The sequence below is a fragment of the Paenibacillus sp. FSL L8-0340 genome, assembly GCF_038593145.1.
Lineage (GTDB): Bacteria > Bacillota > Bacilli > Paenibacillales > Paenibacillaceae > Paenibacillus_AQ.
In genome coordinates, this window is sequence record NZ_CP151967.1 from 564,845 (window position 1) to 577,651 (window position 12,807).

15 protein-coding genes are annotated in these 12,807 nt (G+C 53.0%); 10 read left to right on the forward strand and 5 right to left on the reverse strand.

Features of this window, described 5'->3' with window-relative positions; genetic code table 11:
- Nucleotides 1-278 precede the first annotated feature (278 nt).
- The 4 genes from NST07_RS02575 to NST07_RS02590 all read right to left on the reverse strand — a co-directional run bounded on the left by NST07_RS02575 (nucleotide 279) and on the right by NST07_RS02590 (nucleotide 2,992).
- Nucleotides 279-458 (reverse strand): hypothetical protein, encoded by a 180-nt coding sequence (locus NST07_RS02575; RefSeq protein WP_342481006.1) that lies wholly within the window; start codon nucleotides 456-458, stop codon nucleotides 279-281.
- Nucleotides 440-1,387 carry a diacylglycerol kinase family protein gene (locus NST07_RS02580; protein ID WP_341089523.1) on the reverse strand — a complete coding sequence of 316 codons (948 nt, stop codon included), beginning with the start codon at nucleotides 1,385-1,387 and terminating at the stop codon, nucleotides 440-442. Before NST07_RS02580 ends, NST07_RS02575 begins: the two co-directional genes overlap by 19 nt.
- Nucleotides 1,388-1,490: 103 nt before the next feature.
- The gene (locus NST07_RS02585; RefSeq protein WP_038585383.1) at nucleotides 1,491-1,829 is read right to left on the reverse strand and encodes a DUF4870 domain-containing protein; all 339 of its coding nucleotides are present in this window, start codon (nucleotides 1,827-1,829) and stop codon (nucleotides 1,491-1,493) included.
- Nucleotides 1,830-1,972: 143 nt separating this feature from the next.
- Nucleotides 1,973-2,992, reverse strand: a complete 1,020-nt coding sequence (locus NST07_RS02590; protein ID WP_341377174.1) for a serine hydrolase — start codon at nucleotides 2,990-2,992, stop codon at nucleotides 1,973-1,975.
- A 457-nt stretch (nucleotides 2,993-3,449) separates the two neighbouring features.
- Here NST07_RS02590 and NST07_RS02595 point away from each other — a divergent pair, with 457 nt between their 5' ends.
- The 7 genes from NST07_RS02595 to NST07_RS02625 all read left to right on the forward strand — a co-directional run bounded on the left by NST07_RS02595 (nucleotide 3,450) and on the right by NST07_RS02625 (nucleotide 9,563).
- Complete coding sequence (locus NST07_RS02595; RefSeq protein WP_038585388.1) at nucleotides 3,450-3,638, forward strand: hypothetical protein; 189 nt, start codon at nucleotides 3,450-3,452, stop codon at nucleotides 3,636-3,638.
- A 396-nt stretch (nucleotides 3,639-4,034) separates the two neighbouring features.
- Complete coding sequence (gene coxB, locus NST07_RS02600; RefSeq protein WP_038585390.1) at nucleotides 4,035-5,078, forward strand: cytochrome c oxidase subunit II; 1,044 nt, start codon at nucleotides 4,035-4,037, stop codon at nucleotides 5,076-5,078.
- A 128-nt stretch (nucleotides 5,079-5,206) separates the two neighbouring features.
- Nucleotides 5,207-7,045: a cytochrome c oxidase subunit I gene (gene ctaD / locus NST07_RS02605; protein ID WP_052092420.1), complete on the forward strand. Its 1,839-nt coding sequence runs from the start codon at nucleotides 5,207-5,209 to the stop codon at nucleotides 7,043-7,045.
- Nucleotides 7,046-7,051: 6 nt separating this feature from the next.
- Complete coding sequence (locus NST07_RS02610; protein ID WP_341089527.1) at nucleotides 7,052-7,678, forward strand: cytochrome (ubi)quinol oxidase subunit III; 627 nt, start codon at nucleotides 7,052-7,054, stop codon at nucleotides 7,676-7,678.
- Nucleotides 7,679-7,680: 2 nt separating this feature from the next.
- A complete protein-coding gene (locus tag NST07_RS02615; RefSeq protein WP_341089528.1) occupies nucleotides 7,681-8,004 on the forward strand; it encodes a cytochrome C oxidase subunit IV family protein in 324 nt (107 codons plus the stop codon).
- A 14-nt stretch (nucleotides 8,005-8,018) separates the two neighbouring features.
- The gene (gene ctaG, locus NST07_RS02620) at nucleotides 8,019-8,945 is read left to right on the forward strand and encodes a cytochrome c oxidase assembly factor CtaG (protein WP_341089530.1); all 927 of its coding nucleotides are present in this window, start codon (nucleotides 8,019-8,021) and stop codon (nucleotides 8,943-8,945) included.
- A 153-nt stretch (nucleotides 8,946-9,098) separates the two neighbouring features.
- Entirely contained in the window at nucleotides 9,099-9,563 is a 465-nt protein-coding gene (locus NST07_RS02625; protein ID WP_341089531.1) for a DUF420 domain-containing protein, read from the forward strand.
- Between the two features lie 147 nt (nucleotides 9,564-9,710).
- Here the strand turns inward: NST07_RS02625 and NST07_RS02630 are convergent, their stop codons facing one another.
- Nucleotides 9,711-10,493 (reverse strand): MBL fold metallo-hydrolase, encoded by a 783-nt coding sequence (locus NST07_RS02630; protein WP_341089533.1) that lies wholly within the window; start codon nucleotides 10,491-10,493, stop codon nucleotides 9,711-9,713.
- 226 nt (nucleotides 10,494-10,719) lie between these two features.
- Between NST07_RS02630 and NST07_RS02635 the strand changes: the two genes are divergently transcribed.
- From NST07_RS02635 to NST07_RS02645, 3 genes are read left to right on the forward strand one after another with little or no spacing between them, the layout of a single operon-like run.
- Complete coding sequence (locus tag NST07_RS02635) at nucleotides 10,720-11,448, forward strand: hypothetical protein (RefSeq protein WP_341089534.1); 729 nt, start codon at nucleotides 10,720-10,722, stop codon at nucleotides 11,446-11,448.
- A gap of 17 nt (nucleotides 11,449-11,465) precedes the next feature.
- Nucleotides 11,466-11,861 (forward strand): GntR family transcriptional regulator, encoded by a 396-nt coding sequence (locus NST07_RS02640; protein ID WP_038585414.1) that lies wholly within the window; start codon nucleotides 11,466-11,468, stop codon nucleotides 11,859-11,861.
- A 16-nt stretch (nucleotides 11,862-11,877) separates the two neighbouring features.
- Complete coding sequence (locus NST07_RS02645) at nucleotides 11,878-12,807, forward strand: ABC transporter ATP-binding protein (protein WP_341089536.1); 930 nt, start codon at nucleotides 11,878-11,880, stop codon at nucleotides 12,805-12,807.

Genomic DNA, 12,807 nt, shown 5'->3' on the forward strand with positions numbered 1-12,807 from the left:
GCGGAGTATGGGGTCTTTATGCTGTGGCTATAGGGAGTACTGCGCAGTAATTGTAATTTGTACAACTAAATGTTCCTTATTTGCCCGGCGTACCGTTTTAGTTGTATTTTGTACAGTAGATATCCGTCTTAATGCCGAAAATGGACCGGAAACCAGAATTTAGATGTACAGAGTGCAGTTAAGTGCTGAACGGAAGCGGAACCAGCCCGTTTAGTTGTACAAACTGCAATTATCCCCTTCAAACTCAAAGGGCAGCAGCATACCCCGCAACTGGAAGGCTAAGTAAAAGCAGAGTAGAGCTGCGCTTGCGGGCTGGCCGCCGGCCGCCAAAGCGTGGCCACCGCAGGCCATTCATTCGCAAGCGCGATGGAACTCGCGCTGCGGGTACCCCAGCCGCCGCGTCCTACATGACGCTGACTGTGTGCGGTCCAGCCGCGTCCTACACGCTTGCCTGGCAAGGGCCAGCTGCGCCCTGTTCGCGGGCCGCCGCCAGCGGCGAGAGCACGCGCAGCGCGCCCGGCTCGCAGCGCACGGCCAGCGGCGCCGTGCCGAGGGGCTCGCCGTCGCCGATGGCATGGCGGGCCTGCGCGAAGCGGACAGCTACGCTGTGCCCGCGCAGCATCGTCACGAAGGGCAGCGCAACATGCGTGCCCTTCAGCAGCGTCGGGAACAGCCGCAGCACCTGCATGCGGCTGCAGCCGTGCACGACGCAGACGTCGAGCAGGCCGTCATCGGCCTCCGCCTGCGGGCAGATCAGCAGCCCGCCGCCATAGCTTGGCAGGTTGCAGACCGAGACGAGCCAGGCTTTCTCGAAAGCCTGCTCCTTCCCGTCGCAGGTGACGCTCACCCGGCAGGGCTTAAAGGTCATCAGCGTATGCAGAATGCCGATGATATAGGCCAGCTGTCCGGCACCGATGGCGTTGCACAGCCGTTTGTAGAAGCTGTTGTTCACATTTACGGCTACCTGTGCATCGAAGCCGCTGGCTACGGCGGTCAGGGTGAGGCCGCCCGCTCCCGAGAGCAGATCGGCTTCGAGGCAACGGTCCTGCAGCGCAGTCTCCAGCGCGGCCTCTGTGGACAGCGGGATGCCGAAGCCGCGTGCCGTGTCATTGCCGGAGCCGGCGGGGATGACGGCGAGCGGTACACCTCTGCGCCGCAGCGCGCCCAGCACGCTGTGGATCGTGCCGTCGCCGCCGATGACGATGGCGGCGCGCCAGTCGTCGCGCCGGGCGAGCGCCCCAAGCACCTGGGTTTCGGCGCGGTCAGCGTTTTGCGTGAACAAGGGCTCATGAGGGATGCCGCGTGAATGCAGCATCCCTTCGACCGCTTGCCATGTCCGCTGGCCTGCTCCGCCGCCGGAACGGGGATTTATGATCAATAAGTACATGTATGTTCCTCCAGCCTGTCGATTCCTCTATGTCCTGATTCCATTGTACGGAGTGGACGTTCAAAAGGGAATCTTAAAAATAAGGATAATAGCAGGAGGCAGGCTACAACTGACGGAGCTGGCTTTCGGCGATCTCCCCTGCCCAGGGAAGCTTATACCATCTTCCGCCCAAAGCATGGTAGATCATGAGAAGCCATACGGCGAAGCTGCAAAGGGAAATTAAAGCGGCGACGAGAGCGCCGAGCAGCGGAATGAATCCGCTGAGGACATGGACAATCATCAGTGTCCCGAAGGCGATCAGCGACTGCAACGCATGAAAGAGCACGAAGCGGCTGCGTTTCTCCAGGGCCAGAAAAACGATGCCCCCAATAAAGGGGAAGAAGTAGCATAGGGCGGCGGCAATATGGTCAGGCAGTCCGGTGGAGGATCTGAAAGGGGACAAAAGGCTCACTCTCCTTGTACTTGGGATAAGAAGGCGGCTAACCCGGTTCCCTCTTCTCTATGAGCCTATGATTTGTCCCGGCAAAGTATGTGGACCGGGAAGGGTTTCAAGTAAAAAAGCATTCTTCCTTTCCGTTAGACATGCTAAAGCTCCATAGCCGGTATAATGTATTGTTCAACCAGTCTGCGGGGGTGCTTCCACCGGCTGACCGCGCTCTCGGCGGTGAATATAACGGCGGCGTCCAGCTTCGGCAGCAGCAATAGCTGCTGGCCCCCGTGTCCATGGGCCAGCACGTAGGGCTGGCTGCTCATCATGCCGTTCCAGAATTGATACCCGTAATTACCGTAGGCCGGATATCCGGGGGTCTGGGCTATGAACGCCTCTTCCAGCCAATGTTGCGGGATCATCTGCTGCCCTTTGTAAAGGCCGCCCCCCAGCAGGACCATACCGACTTTAGCCAGATCACGCGAGGTCAGGTATAAGCCGATATGGCCCATGCTGTGCCCTTCAGGACTGGGCAGCCAGGCGGTATGGTGAATGTCCAGCGGTCCAAACAGATGCTCTCTGGCATAGCTGTAAGCGTCCAGCCCTGAGAATTCGCTCAGCATAACCGATATTAGATGCGAGTCGCTGCTGCGGTATTGAAATTGCCCAATATTTTCATGATCAATGGGCAAGCTAAGTGCGTACGAAGTCCAGCGGCGGCTGCGCTGCAGATTACGCACGAGCGGTTCTCCGAGCCTCTTGCCGGTAATCCACCTGAAGCCGGAGGTCATGGTCAGCAGGTGGCACAGCGTAATTTCCGATAGCTGCGGAGAGCAGCGGGGCGGCAAATACCTCTGAAGCGCTTCGGCTACAAAGGTGTGGACTCCCGGAATATGGCCTTTGCCGATAGCAATGCCGATAAGAAGAGAGAGGAAGCTTTTGGTGGCCGAACGAAGATCATTCAGCATTCCGGCATGATATCCCCCGTAATACCGTTCAAATATCAGTTGCCCGTGGCGGACGACAAGCATACTATGCATTTTGGGATATTCTTTCGTAACTGCCTGATGGGCCTTCTCCAGTTGAAGAGGGCAGGTTCCGGTGTCATCCGGACGGGCTGTTGCTATATCGGGTGCCGGGTTGTTAGGTGTGTTTAGTAAAGACAGCTGCTTGCTCATAGCAATCCCCTTTCCACGCTGCCTGCCGGAGTCTAGGATGCGGCGGCGGATATGTTATTTTAACCAAAAGTCTGCAAGACTCACCTGCTGCGGTAGAGAAGAGTAAAAAAATATTTTACGTACGTAAATTTTACAAGGAAAGGTGGAAGTTGGACTGGAATATGATACAATATAACGATAAGGCCCGAAAGGAGTGATTCAGCAAGTGGCTCTTCGGGTAAGTAAAGTGTCAAGGTGTTCCGCATTTGGTGCATCTTACTCTCAGCCCAAATCACGACGAACCTGCTTCACCGGCAAGGCGGACCTCCATATTTATGGAATGAACGTTTAGGCGGATAATGCAAGCCACGTATGTGTTACGGTTTCTTGACTTGCATTTCGAGGTTACGGCGGACTTTTCATCATGCATTCTCTACAACGGAGCATTCATTTTCAATGTTTTGGGAGGGAACTGATCATGGCAAGTAAAGGTCATAACGAAGTGAAGGAAAGTCTACGGGAAATGACACGCATTTTCCGGCCCAAAGATCCCAAGAAATTTGTGAAGGAGTATGTCCGGAAGTATCGGATCACGGGAGGCTATGAAGAAGAGCTGACTATGGTCGTGGAGCATGAGTTGGGAAGAATAAACTCATCCGTCTCCTAATTTACAGACAGGAATACTTCCTGCTATTTGACGACATCAAATTTGGAATTACATCCATGAGGATTCTCATAAACCGTGCCCGGGCGGCTTGCTGCCGCAGGAAGCGGTTTTTTTTGTGCGCATATTTATTGCATGATCATAAACCATGAAATAGTCAAATGAATTAATAGACACAAATAGATATGTATGCGCTTTAAAGAAAAAATGATAAAAGATTCATTTTTTGTAAGCGCTCTTAAATACAGTAAGGACAAGCTTTTGCTGTTTAAAAAAATGCTTTGTGAACTTGCTGTGAACGATTGACAAAAGACCCCCATAAACTTATATTAATAGTGATTGTTATAATTGACAGGAAAATCCTCTAATCTACGAAATCGGGAAAAGCGGGGTAGATCAATGATGAAAACGTGGCAGGCTGGTAAACGGCTTCTTCCCATGACAGCAACGCTTGGACTCATTCTCGCAGGATGCGGGCGGCAGGACTTGTCGGTGCTCAGACCGCAGGGACCTGCAGCGGAGAGCTCGTTCGGACTCATGAAGCTGTCGATTACCATCATGATTGTCGTGCTGTTGATCGTCTTTGCCATTGCGGCCTATGTGCTTATCCGTTACCGCAGGAAGCCGGGCCAGCATGAGATCCCTGAACAGGTGGAAGGCAGCTTCAAGCTTGAAGTGCTGTGGACGGTCATCCCGCTGATCCTTGTAATTGTGCTGGCGGTTCCGACCGTACAGGCGGTGTTTGCCGCAGGAGATGATCATTCGGATGATAAGAATGCAGTTAAGGTCAAGGTGACCGGTCACCAATACTGGTGGGAATTCGAATACCCCGATTACGGTGTGACAACGGCGCAGGACTTGGTGATTCCTGCAGGCGTGGATATCGCCTTTGAGCTGACTACAAAGGATGTGCTGCACTCATTCTGGGTACCTTCTCTCTCCGGCAAAATAGACACCAACCCGGACGGGTCAACGAACCATTTCAGCTTCAGTGCGCCAAATGAAGGCGTTTACCGCGGCAAATGCGCGGAGCTGTGCGGTCCTTCCCACGGTTTTATGGAATTTAAAGTGAAGTCGGTCAGCAAGGATGCGTTCACGGCATGGATTGCTTCCATGAAAGCCCCGGCAGTGATGCCTGAAGATCCGGCGCTTGCGGAAAAGTTCAAATCCGCGTGCCTGACCTGCCACGCAGTGGGTGATATGGTAGGCAGCAACGGTCCATCCCTCACCGGGATCGGGTCCCGCGAGTCGGTGGCTGGTATCCTGCTGAACGACGATACAGGTGTCGACGGAGCGCCGATCCTGGAGAATCTTAAGACCTGGCTGCATGATCCGCAAAGCGTCAAGCCGGGCAACCGGATGCCTGACCCCAAGGAACTGGGACTCAGTGATGAAGAGATTGACGGAATTGCCGAATATCTGGCCGGCTACACGCTGGAATAAAGCCTATTGCCCAAAGCAGAAGCAGCATATTTGAAAAGGGGGTACGTACCTTGGCTCAAGCAGCGCAATCCTTGAATCCTTCCCAGCCCTTGAGGCATGGCCACAGCGTCAAACGGCATACCGGGGTCATGGACTGGATTACCACCGTCGATCATAAGAAGATTGCCATTTTGTACCTCTGGGCCGGTGGGATCTTTTTTGGCATCGGCGGGCTGGAGGCCATTCTGATCCGCATCCAGCTGATCAAGCCGATGAATACCTTTCTGGATGCCCAGACCTTTAACGAACTGATTACGATGCACGGGACAACGATGATTTTTCTCGGGGTCATGCCGGTCATTTTTGCGTTGATGAATGCGGTCATCCCGCTGCAGATCGGTGCGCGCGACGTAGCTTTTCCTTTTCTGAATGCGCTTGGCTTCTGGACGTTTCTGTTCGGCGGCATTCTGCTCAATCTCAGCTGGATTATGGGTGGAGCGCCCGATGCCGGCTGGACCGCTTATACCCCACTGTCCTCCAGCTCCTACAGCACCACCCACGGGGTGGATTTCTACACGATCGGCTTGCAGATTGCGGGACTCGGCACACTAATCGGCGGCATTAACTTCCTGGCTACGATCATTACGATGCGGGCTCCGGGAATGTCATTTATGCGGATGCCGATGTTCGCCTGGGCTACCTTCATCACTTCCGCTATTATCCTGTTCGCTTTTCCCGCAGTTACAGTAGGACTTGTATTGCTCACCTTCGACCGGATTCTCGGCGCCAATTTCTTCGAGACCAGCGGCGGAGGAAATCCGGTGCTCTGGCAGCATATTTTTTGGATCTTTGGTCATCCCGAAGTGTATATTCTGATTCTTCCGGCCTTCGGCATTATCTCCGAGGTCATCCCGACGTTCTCGCGTAAGCGCCTGTTCGGGTACAGCTCCATGGTCTTCGCCACGATCCTGATCGCTTTCCTTGGCTTCATGGTCTGGGCGCATCATATGTTCACCACAGGCCTCGGTCCGGTAGCGAACGCCTTGTTCTCTGTATCCACGATGCTGATCGCCGTTCCGACAGGAATCAAAATTTTCAACTGGCTGTTCACGATGTGGGGCGGGCAAGTACGCTTTACCACCCCGAATTTATTCGCGGTCGGCTTTATTCCAACCTTCACCATGGGCGGGGTTACGGGTGTCATGCTGGCTTCTGCTCCTGCCGATTTCCAGTTTCATGACACGTATTTTGTCGTTGCCCATTTCCATTATGTGATTGTCGGCGGCCTGGTGCTCGGCTTGTTCGCGGGCCTGCATTATTGGTGGCCTAAAATGTTCGGAAGAATGCTGAGCGAACACCTGGGCAAATGGACCTTCTGGACCTTTATCATCGGGTTTCACATGACCTTTTTTGTACAGCATTTCCTGGGGCTTATGGGGATGCAGCGCCGCGTATTTACGTATTTGCCGAATCAGCAATTCGACCTGCTCAATTTGATCAGTACGATCGGGGCAGGGCTTATGGGTGTGGGGATGCTGTTTTTCCTGGCCAATGTCTTCATCACTTCCAGAAAGCCGGCAGATGCGGCGGATGATCCGTGGGAAGACGGGCGGACGCTGGAATGGACCATTTCCTCACCGCCTCCGGAATACAATTTCAAGCAAACGCCGCTGGTGCGCGGCCTGGATGCTTTCTGGAAGGAAAAAACAGCCGGGCACAAGGGCATGACGCCATCCGAACCGGTAGGCTCCATTCATATGCCTTCAGCGACGGTGCACCCGTTCCTGATGTCGGTGGGTATCTTTATTGCCGGGCTTGGCTTTATGTTCAGCCGTGATGATTTTGGCAACAGCTTTATGAGTTTTCTCTTTAATAACTATATCGTTACTGCGCTTGGTCTTCTGATAACCTTCGGATCGATGCTGATGCGCTCGCTATTTGACGATCATGGCTGGCATATCGAACCTGAAGAGCTGGAAGGAAGGTGAACCGACATGACAACGGCACATGCTGAAGCTGCAAAAGGTACTCTTCCGCACGAACTGGAGAAAGCAACGGCGGAAGGCCGCAACAAAGTCCTAGCCTTCTGGTTGTTCCTTGGTGGAGAAGCGGTGCTTTTCGGCACCTTGTTCGCTACGTTCCTGGCGCTGCGAAACCAGACGAATGACGGTCCGTCTGCGAACGAATTGTTCCATCTGCCGCTGGTTGCCGCTGCAACCTTCCTGCTGCTGGTGAGCAGCCTGACGAGCGTATTTGCCATTCAGGCGATGCACCGGAACCAGCCCGCCTTGCTGCGGAACTGGCTGCTGGTTACTGTAGTGCTCGGCGCGGCCTTTCTCGGGCTGGAAATCTACGAATTCAGCGAGTATATAAGACACGAGAAGTTCGGGATGACCACCAGTGCATTCAGCTCGGCGTTCTATACGCTGGTCGGGTTCCACGGGGCTCACGTTGCCTTCGGCATTGTGTGGATCGCCGTGTTGATCGGGCAGCTGAGCTATAAAGGGCTGACGGTGGTCACGGCACCAAAGATTTATGTGTCCGCGATGTATTGGCATTTTATTGATGTGGTATGGGTGTTTATCTTCACGGTTGTTTACCTGCTCGGAAAGGTGGGTTAGCTATGGCGACAGAACAGCATTCTCCGGATAGCCCGGTGAAGCACCGCCACCGGCAGGAAGGGCCGCAGCGGCATATCGTGGTGTTTATCTTCTCTGTTATTCTGACGCTGATTGCCTTCGCAGCTGTTGCGGCCGGAGGAGTCAACGCGACCTTTGCTGTGATTCTGCTGCTGGTCATGGCTGTTCTGCAGGTTTTTCTGCAGATGGGCTTCTGGATGCATCTGAAGGACAAGGGACACTTGATACCGATTCTATTTATGCTGGGCGGATTTTTTATCGCCGGAACCAGCATTATCATGGCACTGTATTGGGTTTGGTGGGATTAAGGAGGCTTCTGATCATGCTGGGATTACAGTATTTCAGCTTTGAGGATTTGTGGAGTCCGCTTTTTCTGGCGGTCCTGCTGCTGCTGACGGCTGGATATTTCGTATGGATCGGTCCGCTTGCCAGTCGGTTCTCCGGTGCTTCTGCAGTTCCTGTATGGCGCAGGGGGCTGTTTCTTAGCGGAATGCTGGCTCTTTACCTCGCGCAGGGCGGGCCGGTCAGCCTGCTGGGTCATATCTTCTTTTCCTTCCATATGGTCAGTATGGCTCTGTCCTATCTGGTAGCAGTGCCGCTGATTATGCTCGGGATTCCGGCCTGGGTCTGGCGTGCCTTTCTTAAGGTGAACCCGCTGCGGCGTTTTGCTTTTCTGGCACAGCCGGTGGTGGCGGCCCTTCTGTTCAACGGACTGTTCTCGCTCTACCATATTCCAGTGGTTCATGATTACGTGATGCTGCATTTTACAGTTCACCGGCTCTATTACGGCCTGCTTTTTCTGACCTCTGTGCTCATGTGGTGGAATCTGATAAATCCTCTGCCAGAGTGCCGGAAACTTGGCGGCCTGGGCCAGGTGGGCTTTATTTTCCTGAATATGGTGCTGCTGACACCGGCCTGCGGGCTGATTATTTTTGCGGGGACTCCACTATATTCCACGTACAGTGATCCCGACACCTGGGCGCGGGCGATGGGCTACTGTGTATCGGGAAATCCGGCTTCATTGCTGCAGACGTTCGGCGGTCCGGCGTTCTTCGGGTGGCTGTCGCCCAAGGTCGATCAGCAGGTGGGGGGCATCGCTATGAAGTTCATTCAGGAATTTATTTTTGCCTCGATGCTTGCTTATGTGTTCTATCATTGGTATAAAAAAGAGAACGGGCAAGACGATGCGGAGGTATCCGCGCCATCCGCCGAACCGGGGGGTGGCTATTTGAAATATAAGGAAGGTTGAGTCCCACACCGGAATTATCCTTGTATTTCTAAAGCAACGGATACCTGAGAGCGATATAGAGTATTGCTGGCATCGGAAGCTACGTTCTGCAAAGAACAATGTAGCGGCTTCTTCTTGCTCGTGCATAGCTGGCGAGCGCCGAGGGGGATAATCATGGATATATTCACATTGTTTCCAACGATCAGCACATCTTTCATCGTAATCAGTGCGCTATTGGTGGCGGTTGGCTGGAGACAAATCATTAAGGGCAAGCGTGAAGCACACAAGAAGACAATGATTGCCGCTGCTGTTGCTGCCATCTTGTTTTTCATTGTGTACGTGTCCAGAACGGCATTCGTAGGCAATACATCCTGGGGCGGACCGGCCGATTTGTCGACGCTCTACCACATCTTTCTGATTTTCCATATCGTGCTGGCGACGGTAGCCGCCGTATTCGGCATCACTACGCTGACGCTGGGCTTCAAGGCTCAATTTGCCAAACACCGGAAATGGGGAAGAGTGACTGCGGTCATCTGGTTTATTACCGCCATTACGGGTGTGGCTGTGTATGTGCTGCTGTACATCTTTTATCCGGGCGGGCACACAAAGCCGGTCTGGGACATCATATTGAACGCGTAGCTGAAATTGGAATAAGCCTGTGCATCTGCAACCTTTCTGTGGGGAGCGGACAGCACAGGCTTTTTCTAAATATTAGAGTTTATATGCTTCACGCTTGATTATTGCAATCTCCAGGGCATCCCGGCCATGGCTGTGTTCTCATTAAGGTCAGAATTGCACGCTGAAGCGGCCAAACCGGTGAATCCCCGTCCCGAAATGATCCAGTTCATGTTCCCGCAGAAACTTAACCGCCAGCTTCACTTCCTCCAGAATCTCCGCTTCTAGACCCAGTGTATTATGTGAACCGTAAACTTTGTTGATTCCTTCTAATGCAGCCATTCTCTCCAGGGAATTGACCAAATCGGCAGGACTTGTTGAAGGATAAAAAGCATACACAGGCGTCTCATCATACAGCAGATCACCCGAAAACAAATAACCGCGGTCTTTATCGACAAAGCATACATGACCCGGAGAATGCCCGGGAGTGTGGTACACCTTAAGTGTTCTGCCGCCCAAAGAGATGAGGTCCCCGTCGTTTAATAAGCCGGCGGGCTCGCCCTGAAAAGGCTTGTAAGCGTCGGGGTCAAAGCCCTCCGGCACAGGCCGGGTCAGATCTCTGCCGATGTCCCTGCGGATTTGCTCGATAGACAAACCCTGAATGCCATGGACCAGCCAGTCCTTATCCGCTTCATGGACATAAATACTGCTGAATAGTCCATGGCCGCCGATATGATCCGTATGTACATGAGTGGTGAGCACTTCAATCGGCAAGCGGGTCAGCTGATCCGTTATTTCTTTGATATTGCCGATGCCAAGACCGGTATCAATCAGTGCAGCTTTTTCCTCCCCCAGCAGCAGAAAGGAATGCACCTTCTCCCAATGCCCGTATTCGCTGATTGCGAATGTGGCTTCATCCATTTGCTGAACAGTAAACCATGGGTCACTAATCATATGAACCTCCCGATCCTGAGTGTTTTCTCTCGGTAGCCTACAAATCTCCGCTGATTCCTACTTTATAGCCGATTGAATTTTATTACAAATGATTCTTGACAATGGAAAATACAGGTCATATACTGTGTATATAGATATATACAGTAAGCACAGAGAGATACACACTGAACCGTGTCTATCCGCTGCAGCCTACCGCAGGAGAAACAACAAAGCGAGGTTAAAGGTAATGACAATATTTAGAGACGCCTGGGTGCTGGTCCGTGCAGATTTCCGCGGTGACAAGCTGAACATAGTGAGGGCCCTGCTGTTTTCCATTATCTTTATGGGTTATATGGCCGCTATGACTGGAATGGTCACGGAAGACGCGCTGAGCGGAAGTGACGGAAGGCTGATGTCCGACTTCCTGCTGATTTCTATGATTCCCATGCTGGGCTTCACGCTCTCGCGGCGTACCATGAAATATTTAAGTGAAGACTCCTATACCCGGATGTTGGCCTATATGCGGAGTTTGCCTGTTCCGGCTGCGGTGATCCTGTGCAAAAGAAAGCTGGATGCAATGTTCTCATTTTGTCTGAATGGCGTATTGTTCTTCGGTTTAATGTACGCGATTAGTGACGATATACGCAGCCAGCTGCCAGGGACTTCATACGTTGCGTTTGCATTTACCTGGATCGGTTATGGCCTGATAATGACTGGCATCTATATTGTTGTGGAGTTTCTGGTTAGCGGCAAAGTGTACTTTTGGATCACCCTGGCCCTGATGACGCTGTCCTTCGGGGTTGCACTGCTGATTCAATGGGCGGATGGAAATTTGTTTCTGTACAGCGTCTCCTGCTCGAAGGAATGGGGGCTGTTATCTCCGCTGATGTGGGGAACGCTGCTGCTGGGCACGGTATCCGTGCAATTATTTTCCAAATTGACGATACACCGGCTTAAAAGCCGCGATCTCGTATGAGAGGGCGGAGGTAACTTATGTGGATACCGATACAGATTAACGAGAACAGTGCCGAGCCGCTGTACCATCAGATCGAAACCCAGCTCCGGTCGCTGATCATCAGCGGAGGCATCACCGAAGGGACACTGCTTCCCTCCATACGTGAATTTGCCGGAGATCTGAAATGCAGCGTAATCACCGTCCGCCGGGTCTATCAGGATCTGGAGAATGAGGGGCTGCTGCGGACAAGACAGGGAACCGGAACCTTTGTCTCCCATGTGGGTGACGGGGCGATGGAAGAATACAAACGGGATGCCGTCCGTAAAGCTCTGGAAAGTGCGGTGGATGTTGGCCTGTCGGTCCAATGCAGTGAAGAGGAACTGACGGGAATATTTGTGGAGATTGTAAAAGACAAATACAACAAACAGGAATGAAGGGTGGGTTCATCTCATGGTACAGCAGGCTATAGAGCTGCGGAATGTAAGCAAGAAGCGGCGCAGCAGGACGATAGGGCCACTTAATCTGAATCTCCCGCAAGGCTATATTACCGCACTGGTGGGCCAGAACGGCTCCGGCAAAAGCACGTTACTTCATATGCTGCTGCAGCTGACCTTTCCGGAGGAAGGCGAGATCCTCTGGTTTGAACAGCAGCACAAGGCAGGTCTGCCGCTTGAACTGCGCCAGAGCATTGCTTATGTGCCGGAAACCTCGCTAACGGAGGAGAATTACTGGACCTCAGATGAGGCTGCCGAATTCCGCCGGCATTGGTACCCTTCCTGGGATCATGACTATTTTCAGGAGCTGCAGGATAAATTTGAAGTGCCGAGGGGAGCCAAGCTGGGCAAGATGTCCAAGGGTGAACGCCGTAAATTCGAGATTGCCGCTGCGCTGGCTTCCCGGCCCCGGCTGCTGCTGCTGGATGAGCCCTCCTCGGGTCTCGACCCCTTCGCCTGGAAGAGTATGATTGAGTCGATCCGCAAGTATATGGATGAGAGCGATGCGACCGTTGTTATCTCCACCCATATCGTCGAGGAGGTTCGGCGGCTGGCTGATTTTATTGTGCTGATGCATCGGGGACAGCTGCTTGGAATGGCGGAGAAGGACAGCCTGTTTGGTTCATGGAGCGAGGTGTGGGTGGGCGTGCAGGATGAGGAAGAGCTTAGGGAGCTGGCGGCTGAATTGCCGGGGGCTCAGCAGTTAGCACTGGAGACACCGGGAGTCGCTTCATTTATAACCCAGCAATTTAATCAGAATGAGAAACGCATTCAGGACTTGGGCGTAAAGGTTATCAAGAGCCGCAGTCTGGAGCTGGATGAGATTTTAAGCTTATGGACACAAGGACATCGTCCGATCCTGATCGACCAGAAGAGAGGGGACTAA

Coding starts and splice junctions, on each gene's coding strand:
- ctaD (WP_052092420.1), top strand. CDS start 5,207: ATGGACTGGATTACCACCGTCGATCATAAGAAGATTGCCATTTTGTAC.
- NST07_RS02590 (WP_341377174.1), bottom strand. CDS start 2,992: ATGAGCAAGCAGCTGTCTTTACTAAACACACCTAACAACCCGGCACCC.
- ctaG (WP_341089530.1), top strand. CDS start 8,019: ATGCTGGGATTACAGTATTTCAGCTTTGAGGATTTGTGGAGTCCGCTT.
- NST07_RS02615 (WP_341089528.1), top strand. CDS start 7,681: ATGGCGACAGAACAGCATTCTCCGGATAGCCCGGTGAAGCACCGCCAC.
- NST07_RS02625 (WP_341089531.1), top strand. CDS start 9,099: ATGGATATATTCACATTGTTTCCAACGATCAGCACATCTTTCATCGTA.
- NST07_RS02580 (WP_341089523.1), bottom strand. CDS start 1,387: ATGTACTTATTGATCATAAATCCCCGTTCCGGCGGCGGAGCAGGCCAG.
- NST07_RS02645 (WP_341089536.1), top strand. CDS start 11,878: ATGGTACAGCAGGCTATAGAGCTGCGGAATGTAAGCAAGAAGCGGCGC.
- coxB (WP_038585390.1), top strand. CDS start 4,035: ATGATGAAAACGTGGCAGGCTGGTAAACGGCTTCTTCCCATGACAGCA.
- NST07_RS02635 (WP_341089534.1), top strand. CDS start 10,720: ATGACAATATTTAGAGACGCCTGGGTGCTGGTCCGTGCAGATTTCCGC.
- NST07_RS02610 (WP_341089527.1), top strand. CDS start 7,052: ATGACAACGGCACATGCTGAAGCTGCAAAAGGTACTCTTCCGCACGAA.
- NST07_RS02630 (WP_341089533.1), bottom strand. CDS start 10,493: ATGATTAGTGACCCATGGTTTACTGTTCAGCAAATGGATGAAGCCACA.
- NST07_RS02595 (WP_038585388.1), top strand. CDS start 3,450: ATGGCAAGTAAAGGTCATAACGAAGTGAAGGAAAGTCTACGGGAAATG.
- NST07_RS02640 (WP_038585414.1), top strand. CDS start 11,466: ATGTGGATACCGATACAGATTAACGAGAACAGTGCCGAGCCGCTGTAC.